This window comes from Microbacterium sp. NPDC089190 (assembly GCF_040701795.1).
Taxonomy (GTDB): domain Bacteria; phylum Actinomycetota; class Actinomycetes; order Actinomycetales; family Microbacteriaceae; genus Microbacterium; species Microbacterium galbum.
In genome coordinates, this window is record NZ_JBFBHF010000003.1 from 20,966 (window position 1) to 42,319 (window position 21,354).

A 21,354-nucleotide genomic window follows, 5' to 3' on the forward strand; every position below is an offset into this window, starting at 1 on the left:
AGAGGCGGATCGCGGAGCGTGGGCGGATCGCGGAGCGTGGGCAGCCGACGGACCGAGGGCACATGCTCGGGCGGGGGCGGATCGCTCGAGCGACGGGCATTGGTGCCGTCGTGCACGGCAGGCCGCCCGAAACGCCGCGAGCCGCCACCCCGGTGGCGGGGGAGCGGCTCGCGGGCGGACCGGGCTTACTGGCCGGAGTAGGTCTCGACCTTGACGATCTCGACCGAGATCTCCTTGCCGTTGGGCGCGGTGTACGAGCCCTTGTCGCCTTCCTTGAGGCCGAGGATGGCGGCCCCGAGAGGCGAGGCCTCGCTGTAGACGTCGAGCTCCGAGTTGGCGGCGATCTCGCGGTTGCCGAGGAGGAACTTCTCCTCGCCGCCGGCGACGACGGCGGTGACGACGGTTCCCGACTCCACGACACCGTGGCTCTCGGGGGCCTCGCCGACCTTGGCATCCTTCAGCAGCTGCTGCAGCGTGCGGATGCGCGCCTCCTGCTTGCCCTGCTCGTCCTTCGCGGCGTGGTAGCCGCCGTTCTCCTTGAGGTCGCCCTCTTCGCGAGCGGCCTCGATGCGCTTGGCGATCTCCTCGCGACCCGTGGTCGAGAGGTGCTCGAGCTCGTTGGCCAGGCGGTCGTAGGCGTCTTGCGTGAGGAACGTCACCTGAGCGTCGTTGGACACGGTTACTCCTTCGTCGAGGCGCTGACGGCGGGCGGTGTCGGGCCGTCGGCGGGGGATATGTCGAACGCCCCGGCATCGTGCCGGGGCGCGTCGTGATTCCGCGAGTTTACGGCACCCAGCAGGCGTTGACAAAACCCGTGGTCGCGAGCGACAGCGTCGGAATCTCCTCGGTGAAAGCCCGCGTGTGGTCCTCGGATGCCGGGTACTCGACGACGCGCCAGCCCACGGTTCCGTGCTCTTCGTCGCGGGCCTCGAGGGCGCAGGCGACGGGTCGGCCGGTGGGCGCGGTGATCTGGAACGTCGCGGTGACGGTGCGGTCGTCCACCACGGTGTAGCCGGTGTCGGTGGCGGTCACCGAGTTCAGGCTGCTCGACACCGTCGTCCAGCCCAGGAAGCCGATCGCGCCGAGGGCGAGGACGCCCACGATGGACCAGCCGACGATACGTCGTCGCGGAGAGCGCGTGCGCCCGTAACGGTCGTCGAGTCGGGCGTGCGTCGTCATGCTCTCTCCGGGCTTTAGGCTGGACTTCCAGGCTACGCGCTTCCGCCCGGATAGAAGGTCTCCATGCACCCCGTGATCGTCGCTCTCGCGACAACGCCCTCCCCGGCCGTCACCCCCGACGAGTCGATCGTCACGCCCGGGCCGCTCGGATTCGCCGCGATCGCCTTCATCGGCATCGCCGTGTTCCTCCTCGTGTGGGACATGCTGCGTCGCATCCGTCGCGGCCGCTACCGCGAAGAGGTCAACGCGGAACTGGACGCCGAGGAGCAGGCGCTCGCAGCGGAGCGGGCCAGCGACGTCGACGACGAGGACATCGACCCGGCCGCTCCGCGCCGCTGACCCACGGCCGCGAGCCCGCGGCATCCGAAGCCTCCGAATCAGTCGCCAGGAACGGTCGCTCGGAAGCGACGTGATCCGGCGACGCGCGCGGTCAGCCCCCGTGATACGCCGGAGCGAGGGCGATCAGCAGGCACGCGGTCCAATGGCAGAGGAACGCCAGGACCGTGCAGACGTGGAAGATCTCGTGGAACCCGAAGTGCCCGGGCCAGGGGTTGGGCTTCTTCAGGGCGTAGATGATGGCGCCCGCGGTGTAGAGCAGGCCGCCCACGACGACGAGCACCATCATGGCGACGTTCGCCGCCAGCAGGTCGCCGAGGTACATCACCGCCGCCCAGCCCAGGGCGAGGTAGAGGGCGACGTAGAGCCAGCGGGGGGCGTTGATCCAGAACACCCGGAACAGGATGCCGAGCAGCGCGCCGCCCCACACGATCGACAGCAGCAGCACGGTCTTCGGTGTGGGCAGGGCCAGCACCGCGAGCGGGGTGTAGGTGCCGGCGATGAGCAGCAGGATGTTCGCGTGGTCGATGCGCTTGAGCACCGCCAGGGTCCGGGGCTTCCAGTGGAAGCGGTGGTACAGCGCGGAGTTACCGAACAGCAGCATCGAGGTCGCCATGAACACCGCCGCGGCCCACTTGCCGGGAGCGCCCTGCGCGAGGGCGATGAGCACGATCCCGGCGGCGATCGCGACGGGGAACGTGCCGGCGTGGATCCAGCCGCGCCAGGTCGGCTTCAGCTCGGCCTGCGCCCCCACGGCTCCCGCCTCGAGCAGGGGGAGCTGGGGCATCTCGGGGCCGTCGGCCGGGGTTCGGGGGATCACTCCTCGACAGTACGTCCGCTCCCATGCCCCGGGAGGAACATGGGGGCAGCGCTCACCTTTCCCCCAGGAAGCACCACCCGATCCGATGCGGTCGGAAGCGCCCGACGCGGTAGCGTAGGCGGGTGGCGCGCGTGTGGAAGAACGAGGGGCGGGGACCGCTCTACCGTCTCTACATCTCGCGCCTGCGTCGTCGCATGCCGGCCACCGTGCCGCACCACGTCGCCATGATGATCGACGGCAACCGGCGCTGGGCCCGACAACTCGGCTACGACAGCGCCGCGCACGGACATCGCGCCGGAGCGGCCAAGATGCACGAGTTCCTGCGCTGGTGCGACGATCTCGGCATCGAGGTGGTCTCGCTCTACCTGCTGTCGAACGACAACCTCGTCAAGCGCGACAGCAAAGAGCTGCAGGACCTGCTCGAGATCATCGCCGAGCTCGCCGGCGAGCTCTCGCGCGAGCCCGACTGGCGCGTCCAGCACGTCGGGCGGGCGGAGGGCCTGCCGCCGGAACTGGCCGAAGTGCTGCACGAGGCCACCGAGCGCACCCGCGGTCACCAGGGTCTGCACGTGAATCTCGCGGTCGGCTACGGAGGGCGCAGCGAGATCGTGGATGCCGTCCGCTCGATCATCGTCAAGCACGACGAGTCGGGCGGGTCGCTCGAAGAGCTCGCCGACAGCCTCACTCCGGAGCAGATCGGCGAGCACCTGTACACCGGTGGTCAGGCCGACCCCGATCTCGTGATCCGCACCTCGGGGGAGCAGCGCCTGAGCGACTTCCTGCTCTGGCAGTCCGCCCACTCGGAGTTCTACTTCGTCGAGGCGCTCGGCCCCGACCTGCGCGAGGTCGACTTCCTTCGGGCGATCCGCGACTTCGCGGCGCGCGACCGCCGCTTCGGACAGTAGCCCGGGCCGACGCACGACGCCGGGTTCTCGGCATCCGGTGAACTATCTTCGACCGGCGAACGCCGCGAACACGCTGTTCACGAACTCGTCATATTCGCGGCGTGTTAACGACCCTCGTGGGTGTCGCGGGGTCGTACGGTGATCACATCGGACACGGAGTCCGGTCGAGTCGACCTTCGGATCGCGACTCGTGACCCACAGGTCGACTCGTGACAACCGGGTGCATCACCCGGGTCGGGAGTGGGTTGTGACTGCACGAGCACCGTACGACCAGCGTCACGTCGTCGAGAGCACCGAGTCCGAAGCCGGAGCCGATCAGGCCCTGCGCACGTACGTCCTGGACACCTCCGTCCTGCTGAGCGACCCGCGGGCGTTCTTCCGCTTCGCGGAGAACTCCGTGGTGATCCCCGTCGTGGTGATCATGGAGCTCGAGGGCAAACGTCACGACCCCGAGATCGGGTACTTCGCCCGGCAGGCCCTGCGCCACCTCGACGAGCTGCGCATCGAGCACGGCCGCCTCGACTTCCCGGTGCCGGTCGGCGACGAGGGCACGCTCCGCGTCGAGCTGAACAACACCGACCCGTCCGTCCTGCCGTCCGGAATGCGCACCGGCGGCAACGACAGCCGCATCCTCGCGGTGGCCATGAACATCGCCAAGGACGGCGTCGAGGTCACCGTGGTGTCGAAAGACCTGCCGATGCGCGTGAAGGCGGCATCCCTGGGTCTCGCGACGGAGGAGTACCTCGCCGAGCAGGCGATGGACTCGGGCTGGACCGGGATCGCCTCGATCGACGTCTCGGGCGACGAGATCACCGACCTGTACGAGAGCGAGGTCGCCGTCAGCGACGCGGTGGTGGGGCTGCCGGTGAACACCGGGCTCATCATCCACTCGGAGCGGGGATCGGCCCTGGGCCGCGTGACGGGCAAGGGGCAGTACCGCCTCGTGCGCGGCGACCGCGACGCCTTCGGGCTGCACGGGCGCTCGGCGGAGCAGCGGATCGCCCTCGACCTGCTGCTCGATCCCGAGGTCGGCATCGTCTCTCTCGGCGGCCGGGCCGGCACCGGGAAGTCGGCCCTCGCCCTGTGCGCGGCGCTCGAAGCCGTGCTCGAGCGCCAGCAGCAGAAGAAGATCATCGTGTTCCGCCCGCTCTTCGCGGTCGGCGGGCAGGAGCTGGGCTACCTCCCGGGCGACCAGGCCGAGAAGATGGGCCCGTGGGGTCAGGCGGTGTTCGACACGCTGGGTTCGGTGGTCTCGGGCAACGTCCTCGAGGAGGTGCTGGCGCGGGGGCTCCTCGAGGTGCTGCCGCTGACGCACATCCGCGGTCGTTCGCTGCACGACGCGTTCGTGATCGTCGACGAGGCGCAGTCGCTCGAGCGCAACGTGCTGCTCACGGTGCTCAGCCGCATCGGACAGAACTCCCGCGTGGTGCTCACCCACGACGTCGGGCAGCGCGACAACCTGCGCGTGGGGCGTCACGACGGCGTCGCCTCGGTGATCGAGACGCTCAAGGGTCACGGGCTGTTCGGGCACGTCACGCTCACGCGCTCGGAGCGCTCGGCCATCGCCGCACTGGTGACGGAACTGCTGGAGGCCGGCGAACTGTCGTGAATCGAGAAGGAGGGCCGGGATGCCGCGGCATCCCGGCCCTCCTTCGTGCGCGAGCCGGGTTGCCGGAGCGTGCCGTGAAGCGCTGCAGATGAGAGGGTTCTCATCTGCGGCTCTCCGGCTTCTCACGAACGCCAGACAGAGTGGTCACATCGGCGAGGGAGACCTCGCCACCGCCCCGGCGGTTCCCCCTAAGAAAACACGAGGTCCGCGCTCGCGCAGGTCACCGCTCTTCGGGTGAGTCGGAAGACCACCGACGCGATCTCTCTCGAAAACCCCCGGTCGATCCCCCCGCCGGGGGTTTTCGGGGGTTCGGGCTCACTCCCAGCGGTAGCCGGCTCCGCGCACGGTGACGATGTGGGCGGGCCCCACTTTGGCTCGCAGGTAGCGGACGTACACGTCGACGACGTTCGACGTCGGGTCGAAATCCAGGCCCCAGACCCGGCTCAGCAGCTGCTCGCGCGAGAGCACTTGGCCCGCGTGACGGATGAACTCCTCCGCGAGGGCGAACTCGCGGGCGCTGAGATCGACCTCGCGGCTGCCCACCGTCGCGCGGCGGGCGAGGACGTCGAGCGACACGTCGCCGTGCGCCACCGTGATCGTGCCGAGGGTGACGGGCTCGCGCAGCCGAGACCGCACGCGAGCCAGGAGCTCGTCGAACTTGAACGGCTTCGCGACGTAGTCGTTCGCTCCCGCGTCCAGACCGTCGACGGTGTCGCGCGTACTCGTCCGAGCCGTGAGCATGATGACCGGCAGGGTGGAGCCTTGACCGCGCAGGCTCCGCAGCACCTCGAAGCCGTCGAGAGAGGGCAGCCCGACGTCGAGGAGCACGAGGTCGACCTCGCCGGAGAGGGCCGTGTCGAGCGCGTCGGCGCCGTCATCGACGATGAGCGTCTGGTAACCGGCCGACTCGAGGCCTTTCGCCACGAACGCGGAGATGCGGTCTTCGTCCTCGGCGATGAGGATGCGGGTCATCCGGTGGCCTCTCTCTGCATGACGACGTCGCCGGCGCGCACGGGCGTCGGCAGCGCGGCGGGGGACTGCGCTCCCGTGAGCGGGATATGCAGCGTGAAGGTGGCGCCGCCTCCCGGCGTGTCGCCGATGGAGCAGTGACCGCCGTGCGCCTTGGCGATGGCATCCACGATCGAGAGCCCGAGCCCCGAGCCGTCGACGCCGCGCCGCGTCGACAGGCGGTCGAACCGCCGGAACACCCGATGCCTCGCGGCCGGGGGGATGCCGGGACCGTGGTCGCGGATCCACAGGTGCGCGGCGGTGTCGTCAGCGGTGCTGCCGATCTCGATCGGTGTCGCCTCGGGGGTGTACTTCGCGGCGTTGTCGGCGAGCTGCAGCCACGCCTGGACCAGGCGGTCGGCGTCGCCCGCGATACGCACGCGTGCGCGCTGCGCCACGCTCCAAGGGTGACCCGGGAGAGCGCCGGCGAGCTCCGCGACGCGGTCGGTCAGGGCGGCGACGTCGATCACCTCGGACGACAACGCATTGGCCTCGACGTCGGCGAGCGTGTCGATGTCGTCGACCAGACGCGTGAGGCGGTCGAGCTCGGCGATTCCGAGCTGACGCGTCTCCTCGACGTCGTGCGGATCGGCCGGGTCCATCATCTCGAGGTGGCCGCGGACGATGGTGATCGGCGTCTTCAGCTCGTGGCGCACGTCGTCGAGCAACTGACGCTGCGCCTCGACGGACATCGCGAGGCGGTCGAGCATGGAGTTGACCGACGTGGTCAGATCGGAGATCTCGTCGTTGCCGTGCGCGCGCAAGCGCGTGCCGAGGTCGTCGATCGTGATCGAGTCCGCTGTGTCGCGCAAACGCCTCAGGGGGGAGAAGAGCCGTCCGGTGACGAACCACCCGACCGCGCCCACCACGACGAGCACGGCGAGGGCCGTGGATGCATAGGTGACGGAGGACAACGCCACCAGCTCCATGCGCTGGTCGATCGAGATGACCTGCACGACATAGCCGCCGGATGCCGCCGCGGCGGCGTACATGACCGGTCCTCGGGTGCTGTCGAGGCGGCCGGTGAGGCGCCCGTCGGTGATCGCGCGATCGAGCGCATCGACGAGCCCCTGGTCATCCCCGACGGCGAGACCGGGGGGTGACGGAGTCGCGGCGAGCACGCGCGCGTCGTCGACGGCGAGAGTGCCGTCGGTGCGGCCGGGGATCACCGCGTCGACGAGGTCGGCCGCGGTCTCGTCGCTGGTGGCGACCGTGGCGACGAACCCGTCGAGCTGACGCTGCGCGTTGGCGAGCACCCGGTCGCGCTGGACGAGGAAGGTGACCCCGCCCGTGACGATCATGCCGAGAAGCACGACGCCGAGGAGCGCCCCGAGGAGTCGCACCCGCGTCGAGACAGGTCTCGTCGCGGGGCTCATCCTTCGATTATGGCGCGCCTCGGCGTCGGAGGTGGTGCGTGTCGATTCAGCCCGGGTGGGTCATCGACAGCAGGTCGAGCTTCGCGTCGAGCACCTCTTCGGTGATCTCGCCGCGCTCCACGTAGCCGAGGTCGATGACGGCCTCGCGGACGGTGATGCCCTTCGCCACGGAGTGCTTGGCGATCTTCGCGGCCGCTTCGTACCCGATGACCTTGTTCAGCGGCGTCACGATCGACGGCGACATCCCGGCGAACGCCTCGGCGCGGCCGACGTTGGCTTCGAGGCCGTCGATGGTCTTGTCGGCGAGTACGCGCATCGCGTTCGAGAGGAGGCGGATCGATTCCAGCAGCGCGGTGCCCATGACGGGGATGGCCACGTTGAGCTCGAACGAACCGGACGCGCCGGCCCAGGCGACGGTGGCGTCGTTTCCGATGACGCGGGCGCACACCATGAGGGTGGCCTCGGGCACGACGGGGTTCACCTTGCCGGGCATGATCGAGGAGCCGGGCTGCAGATCGGGGATGTGGAGCTCGCCGAGACCGGTGTTCGGGCCCGAACCCATCCAGCGGATGTCGTTGTTGATCTTCGTCAGCGACACCGCGATCGTGCGGAGGGCGCCGGAGGCCTCGACGAGTCCGTCGCGGTTGGCCTGCGCCTCGAAGTGGTCCTTCGCCTCGGTGATGGGCAGCTCGGTCTCTTCCGCGAGCAGCTCGATGACCTTCTGCGGGAAGCCGAGGGGGGTGTTGATCCCGGTGCCGACGGCGGTGCCGCCGAGGGGCACCTCGCCCACGCGGGGGAGGACCGCCTGCACGCGCTCGATGCCCAGACGCATCTGCCGCGCGTAACCGCCGAACTCCTGACCGAGGGTGACGGGAGTGGCATCCATCAGGTGGGTGCGGCCCGACTTCACGATGCCCTTCCAGGCGTCGGCCTTGGCCTCGAGGGCGACCGAGAGGTGCTCGAGTGCCGGGATGAGGTCGGTGATGAGCGCCTGGGTCACTGCGATGTGGACCGAGGTCGGGAAGACGTCGTTCGACGACTGCGAGGCGTTGACGTGATCGTTGGGGTGGACGGTCGACCCCAGGATGCCCGTGGCCAGCGTCGCCAGCACCTCGTTCATGTTCATGTTCGACGACGTGCCGCTACCGGTCTGGTACGTGTCGACGGGGAAATGCGCGTCGTGGCGGCCCGTGATGACCTCGTCGGCGGCCTGCGCGATCGCGTCGGCGATGGCGCCGTCGAGCGTGCCGAGGTCTTTGTTGGCGAGCGCCGCGGCCTTCTTGATGCGCGCCAGAGCGGCGATCTGGGTCGACTCGAGACCCTTCCCCGAGATCGGGAAGTTCTCGACCGCGCGCTGGGTCTGCGCGGCGTACAGGGCGTCCTTGGGTACCCGCACCTCACCCATGGTGTCGTGTTCGATGCGGTACTCGGTGTCGGTCACGTCGTCGTTCCTCCAGGTCAGTCGTTCGGTTTCTCAGGTGCGCGGGGGTCGGGCGCGTCTCGGGTGCGCGGTTCTCAGATGCGCGCGTCGTCGACGTCGCCCACGATGACGACGGGGAAGGCTTCCCCCTCGTCGAGACGGTAGTTCGCGCCCACGACGGCTGTGCGGCCCTCGGCCACGGCTTCGCTGATCAGCTCCGAGGCGCGCAGCAGGTCGGCCACGGTGTGGCGCAGGTGCTCACGGCCCACCAGCTCGGGGTCGACGTGGTCGGGCAGGTGCCCGTCGACGGCGTTCTCGCGCTGGACACGGCGCACGGCCGGCACGATCGGGGCGATCTGCCGCCAGATGTAGGCGGGGAGGGTCGGGGCGTCGGCGCCCGTGCTGTCGATGGCCGCGCCGACGGCGCCGCAGGCGTCGTGTGCGAGCACGACGATGAGCGGGACCTCGAGCACACCCACGGCGTATTCGAGGCTGCCGATGACGGAGTCCGAGATGACCTGCCCGGCGTTGCGCACGACGAAGAGGTCGCCGAGCCCCTCGTCGAAGATGATCTCGGCGGCGAGACGAGAGTCGGAGCACCCGAACAGTGCTGCGGTCGGGTGCTGCGAGCTGGCGAGCTCGGCGCGACGCTCGACGTCCTGACGGGGGTGGGCGGGTTCGCCGGCGACGAAGCGTCGGTTGCCCTCCACCATCTGCTGCCACGCCTGACGGGGGGTCATGCGCTCGCTCACGGGACCTCTCTCAACTGCTCGATCTGCGACGTCACGGATGCGGCCGCCAGGGCCGCGGTCTCGGGTGCGGCATCGCCGTACACGAGGACGTAGTCGGGGCCGGCCGGGGTGGCCAGGGCGTAGTCGATGTTGCCCGTCCCGGAAGGGTTGGCGGGGCGGTAGACGTTCCAGGTGATGCCGTCGATGTCGACCGTCTCGGCACTGCGTGTGCCGTCGAGCACCTGCCCGACCCAGTTCTCGTCGGCGTCGAACCCCTGTGCGACGCGGAGGAACCCGGATTCGCCGGAGCGGACGTAGACCATCGTCCACGCTTCGGTGCCGCCGACGCCTTCGGTCGTGGCCTGGTTGACCCGCCACCCGTCGCCGAGCGACGGGGAGAGCACGGGGCGCCCGAGGTCCGCCTCGATGCCGGCCGCGAGGGCGGGCACGTCAGGGGCGGGGGGCGGCGTCGGCTCACCGCGCGGGACGCCCGCGACCACCACGAACACGACGGCGACCGTCACCAGCAGGGCGGCGATGAGGTTGCGGAAGGTCTTGCTCGAGCGGTACCGACGCGAGGACTCCGCCTTGCGGTCGGCGGTCTCCTGCGGGGTCTCGGGGCGGCCGAGATGGGCGACGACGCGGGCCATCAGTCGTCGTCCCCTTCGCCGCGTGCGGCGTCGAGGCGGCGCTTGGCCCCCAGCAGCCACTCTTCGCAGCGCGCGTAGAGCTTCTCGCCGCGCTCCCAGAGAGCCAGGGACTCCTCGAGCGTGGGGGCTCCCTGCTCGAGCTCGGCGACCACGCGCACCAGCTCGTCGCGGGCCTGCTCGAACGACAGGGAGGCGACGTCGGCAGCGGGGCCGGGGGTCGTCGCGGTCATAGCATCCATTCTAGGCGGCCCCGCCGGCGGAGCCGGCGTCGGGTGCCTCGTCGTCGAAGGGAGCGGCGGCGGGGGAGGGACCGTGGGGAACGGCATCCGGGACGACGCCCTCCGAGGTCGTCGCGACCGTGCCCTGTTCGAGCGTCAGTCGCAGCGCGGTCCCCGCGGGGGCATCGGCCGCGTCGCGCAGCACCGCCCCGTCGGGCAGCTGTGCGATGGCGTACCCCCGGGCGAGGGTGGCCACGGGCGAGAGGGCGCGCAGCCCCGCGCTCAGCTCGCGCGTGCGCCGCCGTTCGCTCTCGAGGCGGCGATCGACGATGTCGCGGCCGCGGTTCGACAGCATCCACAGCTCCTGAGCGCGGGAGGTGAGCATGGCGTGCGGGGTGCGCAGAGCAGGACGCGAGCGGATCTGCTCCAGTTGGGCGATGTCGTGGACAACGCGCTGCGTCAGGCGCCCCGTCAGCCGCGCGCGCAGCTGGGCCACCAGCGCGCGCTGCTCGCTCACGTCGGGGACGACGCGCTTGGCCGCGTCGGTCGGCGTCGAGGCGCGCACGTCGGCGACCTCGTCGAGCAGCGGGCGGTCGTTCTCGTGGCCGATGGCGCTGACGATCGGCGTGGATGCCGCGGCCACCGCGCGCAGCAGACGCTCGTCGCTGAAGCCGAGCAGGGTCTGGGGATCGCCGCCGCCGCGCGCGATGACGATCACGTCGACCTCGGGATCGGCATCCAGCGCCTTCAGGGCGGCGATGGTCTCGGGCACGCACCGGTCGCCCTGCACCGCCGCATGCTTCGTGCGGAAGTGCACGCGCGGCCAGCGCAGTTCGGCGTTGCGATGCACGTCTTTCTCGGCGTCCGAGTTCTCGCCGGTGATGAGTCCGATGCACTGGGGGAGGAAGGGCAGGCGCTTCTTACGCGCGGGGTCGAAAAGCCCCTCGGATCGCAGCTGCACCCGCAGCCTCTCGAGACGCTCGAGCTGTTCGCCCAGGCCCACGTGGCGCATCGCCGAGATCGCGAACGAGAAGTCGCCGGTGCGGGGGAAGTAATCGGCCTTGACGCACGCCACGACGTGATCGCCGACCTGCAGGTCTTTCGGCAGGCGTGCGAGCGTGCTCGACCAGATCCGGAACGACACCGTCGACTCGGTGCCCAGGTCTTTCAACCGCCCGAAGACGTTGCCGCCGCGGCGGTTGAACGAGGTGATCTCGCCCTCGACCCACACGGAGCCCCACCGCTCGATGAAGCCGCGGATGGTGTCGTTCAGGCGCGAGACGGAGGTGGGCGCGTCGGTCCGCGAATCGCGGGGGTGCACGCTGTCGGCCGGTGGGGCCTGGCCGGGGATGGTCTCGGGTTGGAAGGAGGTCATGAGGTCCGCTCGAATGCATGCCGACGTCGGCGGGAGGGGCGGGGCGGGGAAGGGGTCATCGTATCCGTGCGGGTAGCGGTGGGGGGAGGTTCGGCCGGTGTCCAGGGGCGCCCCGGTAGAATCGAGGGGTGAGCTCACCTGCCGTCCACCTGCCCGTTCCCCGTATCCCGGGTCGACGCGGGCGGCTCCAGGATATCCCCGTCAACGGACAGAAGAAGGTGCTGCTGGCCGCGCCCCGCGGGTATTGCGCGGGCGTCGACCGCGCCGTGATCGCCGTCGAGAAGGCGCTCGAGCGCTACGGTGCGCCGGTGTACGTGCGCAAGCAGATCGTGCACAACATCCACGTCGTCACCGAGCTCGAGAAGAAGGGGGCGATCTTCGTCGAGGAAGTCGACGAGGTCCCCTCCGGGGCGCATGTCGTCTTCAGCGCGCACGGCGTCTCGCCGGCGGTGGTCTCGGCGGCATCCGATCGGGGTCTGCAGGCGATCGATGCGACCTGCCCCCTCGTCACGAAGGTGCACCGCGAGGCCGTGCGGTTCGCGCGCGACGACTTCGAGATCCTCCTGATCGGTCACGAGGGACACGAGGAGGTCGAGGGCACGGCCGGCGAGGCTCCCGAGCACGTCACCGTCGTCAACTCGCCCGACCACGCCGACACCATCGAGGTGCGCGACCCGTCGAAGGTCGTGTGGCTGTCGCAGACCACGCTCTCGGTCGACGAGACGATGGAGACCGTCCGGCGCCTGCGCGAGCGCTTCCCCGAACTGCAGGACCCGCCCTCCGACGACATCTGCTACGCCACCCAGAACCGCCAGGTCGCGATCAAGAAGGTCGCCGTCGGCGCGGATCTCGTGATCGTGGTGGGGTCGGCGAACTCCTCCAACAGCGTGCGTCTCGTCGAGGTCGCCCTCGAGCACGGCGCCAAGGCCGCCTACCGCGTCGACTACGTCGACGAGGTCAAGCAGGAGTGGCTCGAGGGCGTTCAGACCGTCGGCGTCACCAGTGGCGCCTCGGTGCCCGAGGTGCTCGTGACCGAGGTGCTCGAGGAGCTCGCCGGTGCCGGATACCGTGACGTCGAAGAGGTGCGCACCGCCGAGGAGGACCTGATCTTCTCGCTCCCCAAGGAGCTGCGCCAGGATGCCACCGGCAAGCGCGACAGCCGGGCCCTCGGCGGCCGGGGTCGCGCGTGAGCGACGACTCCCGCTCGTCGGGCGAGGGTGGCGGTGTCGAGCGTCCCCGCCCGCAGTACGGCGAATACGCCACGGCCGAGGAGCAGCGCGCCCGCATCCAGCGGCCCGAGGTGACGGAGGCGCTCGACGCCGGTGTCGCGCCGCAGCCGCAGCCGCAGCCGCAGGCCGCCCCCGTCGCGGACGCGCCTGCGGGCTTCGTCGCGCCCGCCACGCGCGGGGCGCGCGTGGACCGCATCGTCACCTTCGGGCTGCTCTTCTACGGCCTGTTCTCGGTGGTCACGACCATCGTGCAGCTGCTGAACTTCCCCGAGTACGCCGAGCGCGGCGCCCAGATGCTGGGTGTGACGGCGACGTTCACGAACCTCTCGGCCGGGTACGTCTGGGGTGCCGCCGCCGCCCTCGTGTACGGCGTCGGCTGGCTGCTGACGGCCGTGTTCACCTGGCGGCGTCTGCGACGCGGCCGGGTCGCGTTCTGGATCCCCCTCGTCGGGTTCGTCGCGACGGCGCTCATCGCCGGCATCTGCGTGACGATGGCCCTCGTCGGCGACGCGACCTTCATGTCGGCGATCCTCGACAGCGTTCCGAACTGAACCGCGAGGCCCGGCATCCCGTGTCCCCTGTGAGCGAGGGAGAGGGGATGCCGTGGTGAGAGACGAACACGCGCAGCTGACGGCGCTGTACGACGCGCACGCCACCCCCGTCTGGCGCTACGTCGTGAGCTTGACCGGCGACCACGCCGGAGCCGACGACATCGTGCAGGAGACGCTGCTGCGGGCGTGGCGGACGCCGCGGGTGATGAGCGACGACCCGGCATCGCTGCGGTCGTGGATGTACACGGTCGCCCGCAACCTCGTGATCGACGAGGCGCGCAGCGCCCGGAGGCGGCACGAGCAGCCCGTCGACGAGCTGCCCGAGACGGCGCGGGACGACGACACGGATGCCATGTTCGACGCGCTCCTCGTCGAGGAGGCGCTCGCGACGCTCACGCCCGACCACCGGGCGGTGATCGTCAGCGCGTACTACGGCGGACGCAGCGTCGCTCAGACGGCGGAGGAGCTCGGCATCCCCTCCGGGACCGTCAAGTCGCGACTGCACTACGCGGTGCGAGCGCTGCGGCTCGCCCTGCAGGAGAGAGGGGTGACCCGGTGAACGTCGACCACGAGCGTCTGTCGAGCTGGGACGGCGCCTATGTACTCGGAGCGCTGTCGGCTCCGGATCGTGCGGAGTTCGAGGCCCACCTCGCCGTGTGCGCGGACTGCCGCGCCGCGGTCGCCGAGCTCGCGCCGACCGCGGGACTGCTGTCCCGCCTGTCGGCCGAGCGCGCCCGCGCGATCAGCCCCAGCACGGGCCCCGTGCCCCTGGCCGCCCCGGACCCGACCCTGCGCACCCGCGTGCTGGACACGGCGAGACGCCGGCGTCGACGCCGCGCGACCGGGTGGGTGCTCGCGGCATCGATCGCGCTCGTCGCGATCGCCGTGCCCGGCGTCGTCGCGGTGAATAGTGCCGTGTCGTCGTCGGGAACGGTGTACGCGTTGGACGGCGTGGCGGGCGCGCCCCTGGAGGCGTCGGTCAAGCTGACCTCGGCCCCGTGGGGCACGCGCATCGACCTCGTGTGCCAGTACACCGGCCAAGTGCTCGACGCTCCTCCCGGGGGCTGGCCGTACGCGCTCGCCATCACCGACGACACCGGAGCGACGAGTGTGTTGTCGACCTGGCGCGCCGGTCCGGGATCGACGACCGAGTTGAGCGCCGGCACCGATCTGGCGGCCGCCGACATCGGGTCGGTCGAGATCCGTACCCTCGACGGCGACACGGTCGTCATGCGGCGGGAGTTCTCGACGCCCTGACCGAGTGCGGGCCCACGGTGCCGACGCTCTAGCATCGACCCATGCCCCGTCTCGTCGCCGTGTGCGCCGTCCACTCCCTGCACCCGGATGCCGGTTCCGTCGGCGTGACCGCGATCGACAAGCGCGCGCTCGAGGGCGCCGTTCGCGTGGGCACCCTCGGCGTGCGCGCGGACGTGCAGGCGAGCAGGAAGCACCACGGCGGCCCCGACAAGGCGGTCTACGCCTACGCGGCGGAGGACGCCGCGTTCTGGGAGGGCGAGCTCGGTCGCACCTTGCACGCGGGATGGTTCGGCGAGAACCTGCGCGTGGAGGGCCTCGATGTCAACGGGGCCCGCATCGGGGAGGTGTGGCGCATCGGCGACACCGTCGAGGTGGAGGTGACGATGCCCCGCACGCCCTGCGCGACCTTCGCACGCTGGGTCGGCGGTGCGGCGGCGCGCGGGTGGGTCAAGCGCTTCTCGGACGAGGGCCGGCTCGGAGCGTACCTGCGGGTGCGCCGGGCGGGCGAGGTGCGGGCGGGGGATGCGATCGAGGTCGTGTCGTCGCCCGAGGGGGCGCCGACGGTGCTCGAGGTGTACCGCAGCTGAGTCGCCCGTCCGAGCGCGCCCGCCGTCGTGGGACCCGCGCTCCGGGACGCTCCTGCGGGCTCAGTCCCGCTGCGGCGCGCGCGACTGCGCGGTGCTGACGTCTCGGGTGCAGGCCGGCGCCGAGATGTCGGCGGGATGCCGTCTCGCCGTGGGTGGCGGGAGGGGCGGGGTGGAGCGCCGGGGGCGCGGCATCCGGAAACGACGAACGCCCCGACCGGAGCCGGGGCGTTCGCGGGGTGACGAGGGGTCAGCTCTGGGACTGGCCGTACGAGCCGAGCTGCTTCGTGGCCTCGACCACGCGGACGGCCATGGCCGACTCGGCGACCTTGCCCCACGCGCGGGGGTCGTACTGCTTCTTGTTGCCGACTTCGCCGTCGAGCTTCAGCACGCCCTCGTAGTTGGAGAACATGTAGCCCGCGATCGAGCGCGTGAAGGCGTACTGGGTGTCGGTGTCGATGTTCATCTTGATGACGCCGTTGGCGACCGCGAGGGCGATCTCCTCGTCGGTCGATCCGCTGCCGCCGTGGAAGACCAGGTCGAGGGGCTTGGGGCCGGTGCCGAACTTCGCAGCGATGCCCTCCTGGATCTCGCCCAGCAGCTCGGGGCGGAGCTTGACGCCACCGGGCTTGTACACGCCGTGGACGTTGCCGAAGGTGAGGGCCGAGATGTAGCGGCCGTTCTCGCCGAGGCCGAGGCGCTCGACGGCCTTGGTCACGTCGGCGACCGTCGTGTAGAGAGCCTCGTTCGAGCCCTCGTGCTGCACGCCGTCTTCTTCGCCGCCGACCACGCCGACCTCGATCTCGAGGATGGCGTTGATGTTCTTCAGGCGGGGGAGGAGCTCCGCGGCGATGTCGATGTTCTCGTCGAGGGGAACGGCCGAGCCGTCCCACATGTGCGACTGGAAGATCGGGTTGCGTCCGGCCTTGACCTCTTCTTCTGAGGCCTCGAGCAGGGGGAGGACGAAGCCGGGGAGGGCGTCCTTGGGGCAGTGGTCGGTGTGGAGCGCGACGGTGATGGGGTAGTTCTTCGCGACCTCGGTCACGTACTTCGCGAAGGCGAGGGCACCGGTGGCGCGGGCCTTGACGGTGTGACCGGCGAAGTAGTCGGCACCACCGGTGGTGACCTGGAGGATGCCGTCGGAGCCGGCCTCGGTCAGGCCCTGGAGCACCGAGTTGATGGTCTGCGAGCTCGAGACGTTGATCGCGGGGTACGCGAAGCCGCCGGCCTTCGCGCGGTCCAGCATGTCGGCGTACTGCTCAGGGGAAGCGACGGGCATGGAGGTGCTCCTTGGTGTTGTCGGGACACCGTCAGCCTAGCGAAGGCGCCGGATCGTGACGGTGTCGGTGCGACAGGAACCGGGCAGTTCTGTCGATTCGTTAAGAACGTCGATTCCTTCGGGTCTGGGCGGTGGAAAACCGCCGAATGTGTCGACTCTGCTGGATACAGTGGGCCCATGGTGAGCCTGACTGCCGACATGAGTCCTCTGCACCCCGACCGCAACCTGGCTCTGGAGTTGGTGAGGGCGACGGAGGCGGCATCCATCCGGGCCGTTCCCTTCATCGGGCGGGGCGACAAGGAGGCGGCCGACGGTGCGGCGGTCGACGCGATGCGCGCGTTCTTCAGCACCGTGAACTTCGACGGCACGATCGTCATCGGAGAGGGCGAGAAGGACAACGCCCCGATGCTCTACAACGGGGAGCGCGTCGGGAGCGGCCGCGGACCCCGGTGCGACGTCGCGGTCGACCCCATCGACGGCACGTCGCTGACCGCTGCCGGGCGGCAGAACGCGCTCTCGGTGATCGCGGTGTCCGACCAGGGGACGATGCTCGATGCGTCGAGCGTCTTCTACATGGACAAGCTCGTCACGGGCCCCGCCGGTGTCGGCGTGGTCGACATCCGCCTGCCCATCGGCGAGAACATCCGTCTGCTGGCCAAGGCGCTCAGCAAGCCCGTCGACGAGATCGTGGTGTCGGTGCTCAACCGCCCCCGTCACGAGCAGCTCATCGCGGACATCCGCGACGCCGGCGCCGGAACCCGCCTCATGAGCGACGGTGACGTGGCCGGGGGGATCAACGCCGCCCGGCACAACGCCCGCACCGACATGTGCGTCGGCATCGGCGGCAGCCCCGAGGGCATCGTCACCGCGTGCGCGATCAAGGCCCTGGGCGGTCACATCCAGGGCGTGCTCGCGCCCCGCACCGACGACGAGAAGCAGAAGGGCCAGGATGCCGGCCTGAAGATCGACGGCACGGTCTACGAGGCCGACGACCTGGTGAAGGGCAAGAACACGATCTTCGTCGCCACGGGTGTGACCGACGGTCAGCTCGTGCAGGGCGTGCGGCGCGACGGCGACTTCATCTACACCGAGAGCGTCGTTCTCCGTGGGGCTTCGGGCACGCTGCGCCGGATCTCGTCGGAGCACCTGACATCGAAGTGGCTCTGATGCCGGGCGCCGTCGGCGGCGGACGCGCCTGACGGCCCGGGACGCGGGGCGCTGCCCGCGGCGGACGCGCCGGACGGCCCGGGAGACGCGAGGCGTTGTCCGCGGCGGGTGCGCCCGACCGCTTCGACGTGCAGCTACAGCCGGGCGTGTCGTTGCGCAAGCGTGACCGGTCGCGCGCACCTCGTCTGGCAGAATCCCAAGGAGTGTCAACGGCGACGCTGTGTTCTTCCGAGACCCGAAGGGGATCGTCCATGGCAACAGCTCCGACGAATCAGACCGCACCTCAGACAGGTGCGCAGGCGGTCATCGCCAGCGCCGTCGACCCGGCTCGACGTCCCGACGTCCTTCTCCGCGTCCGTCGCGATGAGGGCCATGAAGTCAGCGCGTGGTGGATGGTCGGGGCATTCGTCGCCGTCTCCGCCGCCGTGGTCAGCCTGCTGAGTTGGGTTCCCGGCGGGGCCTGAGTCTCGCGTTCTCGCACCGGGTCGATCCCTTGGGGTCGGCCCGGTTTCGCGTGGAGGGGCGGCAGCGGGGTGCTCGGTGCTCAGGGCTCGGAGCGATTTCCGGGTTCGTCGAGCAACCCGGCTCGCGCGCGGACGCCACCGAGATCGGCGTACGCGGACGACCCGCCGGTGTCGGCGGGCGACGCGTCGACGGGCGGCACGCGGGAGGGTGACGCGTCACCGGCGGAGTCGTCATCGCCCGTGGTCGTGCCGAGGTCGAGCATCTCCGGCGCGGTCCAGCGGCGCGGTGCGGCGTCGAGCGCGGGGGGAGCAGCGACGGATGCGAGCTTCGTCTCGTCGATGCCGGGGAATTTGCGCGCGGTGACGAGCACACGCGATTCGAGCGACCCCGCGAACCGGTTGTAGCTGTCGACCGTCTTCTCGATCGCGCGACGCAGGTCGTTGGCGTGACCGGCGAGGACCCCGACGCGTTCGTACAGCTCGGTACCGAGGTGGAAGAGCGTGCGGGCCTCGTCGGAGACGTCCTGCTGCGTCCAGGTGAAGGCCACCGTCTTCAGCACCGCCCAGAGGTTGACGGGGGAGGCCAGGGCGACGCGTCGCGCGAAGGCGTACTCGAGGAGCGTCGGGTCTTCGTCGAGGGCGGAGGCCAGGAGCGACTCACTGGGCAGGAAGCACACCACGAACTCGGGGCTCGTGGTCAGGCCCGCCCAATACGCCTTCTTCGCGAGGGCGTCGACGTGCGCCCGCACCGCTCGGGCGTGCTTGCTGAGGAGGGCGGCGCGGCGCGCGCCCTCGTCTCCGTGTGCGGTCACCGCGATGGCGCTGGCCTGGAGGTAGGCCTCGAGAGGGACCTTGGCATCCACCGCGAGGGCTTTGCCGCCGGGAAGGCGCACCACCATGTCGGGGCGGCCCGCGCCGGCGTCGCTCGAGATCACCGCCTGGAGGTCGAAGTCGACGTAGCGGGTGAGCCCGGCGGCCTCGACGACGCGTCGCAGCTGCGTCTCGCCCCACACTCCGCGCGTCGTGCCCGATCGCATCGCCGAGGCGAGCGATTCGGTGGTGGCGCGCAGCGCTTCGTCTGCCTCGCGGGAGAGTCGCAGTTGCTCGCCGAGCGCGGAGTACTGCTCGACCCGGTCGCGCTCCAGCCCGTCGACCTTGCGCTGCATCGCGTCGAGGGTCTCGCGGACGGGGTCGAGGGCGCGCAGCACGGTCTGCTCGCGACGCTCTCGTTCTTCGCGTGCGGCCTGATCGGCCCGGGACTGGCCCACGAGCTCGCGGTACATCGCCGCCTGATGCTCGAGCTGCTGCTGCAACCCGGCGCGCGCGGTCTCGGCCGCGATCGCGCGAGTCTCGAGACCGCGCTGCTCGGCGGCGCTGCGCGCGGACGTGCGGGCACCGGCGATGAACCAGCCGCCGGCGACGCCGAGCGCCAGGGCGAGGATCACGAGGACGAGGGTGATGGCATCCATGGGGTCAGCATGCCCCACACCTCCGACATCGCCGGAAAGACGGGCCGGGCGGGCTCGGGCGACGGGTGCGGAGTGGGCGGGCGGTCCCGGGCCGCGAGCGAGCGTGCGGATGACCGAAGGGCGTCGTCCGGAAGGGGTCAGGCGACGGCGCGCTCGGCCGGTTCGACGGCGATCTGCGAGATGCGCACGCCGAGATGCGCCGCGAGACCCTGCACGTCGTCGACCCCGGCGCGGCGGGCGCAGTCGATCGTGATCTCCGCGCACGCGACCGCGTCGGCGAGCGCGTCGTGGTGCGCGAACGGCGAGCATCCCGCTTCGGCGGCGACGAGCGGCAGCCGGTAGGAAGCGAGCGTGTAGGTCTTGCGCGACATCTGCACGCTGCAGAGATAGCGGTACGGCGGGCATTCGTCGCCCGTCGCCGCGCACGCCCGTCGGAGCACCGACATGTCGAACCCGGCGTTGTGCGCCACGAGCACGTCGGAGCCGGCGAAGGCCGTGAGCCGTGCGAGCTGGGCGCTCCACGACGGCGCGTCCACGACGTGGGCGGGCTGTATGCCGTGGATGCCGATGTTGATCGGCGCGAAGTGGTCGTGTCCGGGCGGCGGCTTGATGAGCCACGCCGCGGTCGCCACCACTCGTCCTCCGCGGACGCGGGCGAGGCCCACGGCGCACGCGGACGCACCGCTGGAATTCGCCGTCTCGAAGTCGATCGCGGTGAAATCCAGAGCCACGCATCCACCCTGCGCCGCCGGGACCGCGTCGGGAGGGAGGCGCGCCGGGGTCGGCGTCGCACCGGCGTGCGGATACGTCCTCGTGGCGCGACTGCGCGTCGATGGCGCCGCACAGGGGTCGTGGCGGACGTGCCCGCCGATGGCATCCGGGGCCGCGGTGGGGGCCGTGGCTCCCGGGCGGGCCGGCGCGCGGGAGCATGGAGTGCGTGTCGGAGGGGCGGCGTAGGGTCGAGGCCATGACGGGGAGTGAGAAGTCGACGTCGTTCGGGCAGGCGGCATCCGCGTACGAGTCGGGCCGCCCGGGATACCCGGCCGAAGCCGTGGCCTGGCTGCTGGATCCGGTGCGCGAAGAGGGGCGCGCCCTGCGCGTGGCCGACGTGGGGGCGGGCACGGGAAAGCTCACGCGGGCGGTCGTCGAGCTCGGTGCCGACGTGGTGGCGATCGACCCGGATGCCGACATGCTCGCCGCCCTGCGCTCCTCCGTCCACGGCGTGCCGACCTTCGCCGGCACGGCGGAGCGTCTGCCGCTGCCCGACGCCGGTCTCGATGCGGTCGTGATGGGCCAGGCGTGGCACTGGGTCGACGTCGAGGCGGCATCGCGCGAGGTGGGGCGGGTGCTGCGCAGCGGCGGGTCCCTCGGTCTGATCTGGAACATCCGCGACGACGCCGTCGACTGGGTGCGCCGTCTCACCGCGGCGATGGGTGGGTCGAACGCCGAGGTGCTCCTCGCGACCACCGGCCCACGGGTCGCGGAGCCCTTCGCGCCGCTCGAGCACGAGCAGTGGCGCTGGGAGCGGCCTATCACCCTTCCCCTGCTGCGCGAGCTCGTCTCCTCGCGCAGCGACGTCATCACGGCCGACCCCGAGACCCGCGCGCGGATCGATGCCGCGGTCGACGAGGTCGTGGCATCCGTCCCCGGATTGGCCGACGGGGCCACGGTCGCGCTGCCGTACGTCACCCACGCATTCCGCGCGCGGCGGCCGTGAGGCGGGTGGG

23 protein-coding genes are annotated in these 21,354 nt (G+C 70.9%); 10 read left to right on the forward strand and 13 right to left on the reverse strand.

The window, feature by feature from the left end; all coding sequences use genetic code 11:
* Positions 1–185 precede the first annotated feature (185 nt).
* Positions 186–677, reverse strand: a complete 492-nt coding sequence (gene greA / locus AB0230_RS10020; protein WP_295840371.1) for a transcription elongation factor GreA — start codon at positions 675–677, stop codon at positions 186–188.
* Positions 678–783: 106 nt separating this feature from the next.
* On the reverse strand, positions 784–1,179 hold the full coding sequence (locus AB0230_RS10025; RefSeq protein WP_315995296.1) for a DUF4307 domain-containing protein: 396 nt from the start codon (positions 1,177–1,179) through the stop codon (positions 784–786).
* A 63-nt stretch (positions 1,180–1,242) separates the two neighbouring features.
* Here AB0230_RS10025 and AB0230_RS10030 point away from each other — a divergent pair, with 63 nt between their 5' ends.
* On the forward strand, positions 1,243–1,518 hold the full coding sequence (locus AB0230_RS10030) for a hypothetical protein (RefSeq protein WP_315995297.1): 276 nt from the start codon (positions 1,243–1,245) through the stop codon (positions 1,516–1,518).
* A gap of 91 nt (positions 1,519–1,609) precedes the next feature.
* On the opposite strand, the gene AB0230_RS10035 is transcribed toward AB0230_RS10030, so the two are convergent.
* Positions 1,610–2,302, reverse strand: coding sequence for a hemolysin III family protein (locus AB0230_RS10035; RefSeq protein WP_363392295.1), 693 nt, complete (start codon positions 2,300–2,302; stop codon positions 1,610–1,612).
* Between the two features lie 155 nt (positions 2,303–2,457).
* Here AB0230_RS10035 and AB0230_RS10040 point away from each other — a divergent pair, with 155 nt between their 5' ends.
* The gene (locus tag AB0230_RS10040) at positions 2,458–3,240 is read left to right on the forward strand and encodes an isoprenyl transferase (RefSeq protein ID WP_315995298.1); all 783 of its coding nucleotides are present in this window, start codon (positions 2,458–2,460) and stop codon (positions 3,238–3,240) included.
* A gap of 247 nt (positions 3,241–3,487) precedes the next feature.
* Entirely contained in the window at positions 3,488–4,849 is a 1,362-nt protein-coding gene (locus tag AB0230_RS10045) for a PhoH family protein (protein WP_315995299.1), read from the forward strand.
* Positions 4,850–5,164: 315 nt separating this feature from the next.
* Here AB0230_RS10045 and AB0230_RS10050 read toward each other — a convergent pair whose 3' ends face one another.
* The 7 genes from AB0230_RS10050 to xseA form a co-directional block, all read right to left on the reverse strand.
* Complete coding sequence (locus AB0230_RS10050) at positions 5,165–5,821, reverse strand: response regulator transcription factor (RefSeq protein ID WP_363392250.1); 657 nt, start codon at positions 5,819–5,821, stop codon at positions 5,165–5,167.
* Positions 5,818–7,233, reverse strand: coding sequence for a HAMP domain-containing sensor histidine kinase (locus AB0230_RS10055; RefSeq protein WP_366375519.1), 1,416 nt, complete (start codon positions 7,231–7,233; stop codon positions 5,818–5,820). Before AB0230_RS10055 ends, AB0230_RS10050 begins: the two co-directional genes overlap by 4 nt.
* Before the next feature lie 46 nt (positions 7,234–7,279).
* Complete coding sequence (locus tag AB0230_RS10060) at positions 7,280–8,674, reverse strand: class II fumarate hydratase (protein ID WP_315995302.1); 1,395 nt, start codon at positions 8,672–8,674, stop codon at positions 7,280–7,282.
* Positions 8,675–8,748: 74 nt separating this feature from the next.
* Complete coding sequence (locus tag AB0230_RS10065; RefSeq protein WP_366376225.1) at positions 8,749–9,393, reverse strand: carbonic anhydrase; 645 nt, start codon at positions 9,391–9,393, stop codon at positions 8,749–8,751.
* Between the two features lie 8 nt (positions 9,394–9,401).
* A complete protein-coding gene (locus tag AB0230_RS10070) occupies positions 9,402–10,034 on the reverse strand; it encodes a DUF4245 family protein (protein ID WP_366375521.1) in 633 nt (210 codons plus the stop codon).
* On the reverse strand, positions 10,034–10,264 hold the full coding sequence (locus AB0230_RS10075) for an exodeoxyribonuclease VII small subunit (protein ID WP_295780378.1): 231 nt from the start codon (positions 10,262–10,264) through the stop codon (positions 10,034–10,036). Before AB0230_RS10075 ends, AB0230_RS10070 begins: the two co-directional genes overlap by 1 nt.
* Positions 10,265–10,274: 10 nt before the next feature.
* Complete coding sequence (gene xseA, locus AB0230_RS10080; protein ID WP_363392242.1) at positions 10,275–11,627, reverse strand: exodeoxyribonuclease VII large subunit; 1,353 nt, start codon at positions 11,625–11,627, stop codon at positions 10,275–10,277.
* A 128-nt stretch (positions 11,628–11,755) separates the two neighbouring features.
* Between xseA and AB0230_RS10085 the strand changes: the two genes are divergently transcribed.
* Genes AB0230_RS10085 through AB0230_RS10105 form a run of 5 tightly spaced genes read left to right on the forward strand, consistent with a single transcriptional unit; the run spans position 11,756 to position 15,251 of the window.
* On the forward strand, positions 11,756–12,817 hold the full coding sequence (locus AB0230_RS10085) for a 4-hydroxy-3-methylbut-2-enyl diphosphate reductase (protein ID WP_363579539.1): 1,062 nt from the start codon (positions 11,756–11,758) through the stop codon (positions 12,815–12,817).
* Entirely contained in the window at positions 12,814–13,407 is a 594-nt protein-coding gene (locus AB0230_RS10090; RefSeq protein ID WP_366375524.1) for a DUF6264 family protein, read from the forward strand. Before AB0230_RS10085 ends, AB0230_RS10090 begins: the two co-directional genes overlap by 4 nt.
* Positions 13,408–13,459: 52 nt before the next feature.
* Complete coding sequence (locus AB0230_RS10095) at positions 13,460–13,966, forward strand: sigma-70 family RNA polymerase sigma factor (RefSeq protein ID WP_366375526.1); 507 nt, start codon at positions 13,460–13,462, stop codon at positions 13,964–13,966.
* Positions 13,963–14,664: a zf-HC2 domain-containing protein gene (locus tag AB0230_RS10100; protein WP_366375528.1), complete on the forward strand. Its 702-nt coding sequence runs from the start codon at positions 13,963–13,965 to the stop codon at positions 14,662–14,664. The genes AB0230_RS10095 and AB0230_RS10100 overlap by 4 nt, the downstream gene beginning before the upstream one ends.
* A gap of 41 nt (positions 14,665–14,705) precedes the next feature.
* Positions 14,706–15,251, forward strand: coding sequence for an MOSC domain-containing protein (locus AB0230_RS10105; RefSeq protein ID WP_366375530.1), 546 nt, complete (start codon positions 14,706–14,708; stop codon positions 15,249–15,251).
* 247 nt (positions 15,252–15,498) lie between these two features.
* Here the strand turns inward: AB0230_RS10105 and fbaA are convergent, their stop codons facing one another.
* Positions 15,499–16,527, reverse strand: coding sequence for a class II fructose-bisphosphate aldolase (gene fbaA, locus AB0230_RS10110; protein ID WP_315995310.1), 1,029 nt, complete (start codon positions 16,525–16,527; stop codon positions 15,499–15,501).
* 177 nt (positions 16,528–16,704) lie between these two features.
* On the opposite strand from fbaA, the gene glpX reads away from it, so the two are divergent.
* Positions 16,705–17,694 carry a class II fructose-bisphosphatase gene (gene glpX / locus AB0230_RS10115; RefSeq protein ID WP_366375532.1) on the forward strand — a complete coding sequence of 330 codons (990 nt, stop codon included), beginning with the start codon at positions 16,705–16,707 and terminating at the stop codon, positions 17,692–17,694.
* Between the two features lie 544 nt (positions 17,695–18,238).
* Here glpX and AB0230_RS10120 read toward each other — a convergent pair.
* The gene (locus AB0230_RS10120) at positions 18,239–19,627 is read right to left on the reverse strand and encodes a DNA recombination protein RmuC (protein WP_366375534.1); all 1,389 of its coding nucleotides are present in this window, start codon (positions 19,625–19,627) and stop codon (positions 18,239–18,241) included.
* A gap of 137 nt (positions 19,628–19,764) precedes the next feature.
* Positions 19,765–20,358 carry a 3'-5' exonuclease gene (locus AB0230_RS10125; protein WP_366375536.1) on the reverse strand — a complete coding sequence of 198 codons (594 nt, stop codon included), beginning with the start codon at positions 20,356–20,358 and terminating at the stop codon, positions 19,765–19,767.
* A 236-nt stretch (positions 20,359–20,594) separates the two neighbouring features.
* On the opposite strand from AB0230_RS10125, the gene AB0230_RS10130 reads away from it, so the two are divergent.
* Positions 20,595–21,344, forward strand: a complete 750-nt coding sequence (locus tag AB0230_RS10130) for a class I SAM-dependent methyltransferase (protein WP_315995314.1) — start codon at positions 20,595–20,597, stop codon at positions 21,342–21,344.
* The last annotated feature ends 10 nt before the right edge of the window (positions 21,345–21,354 follow it).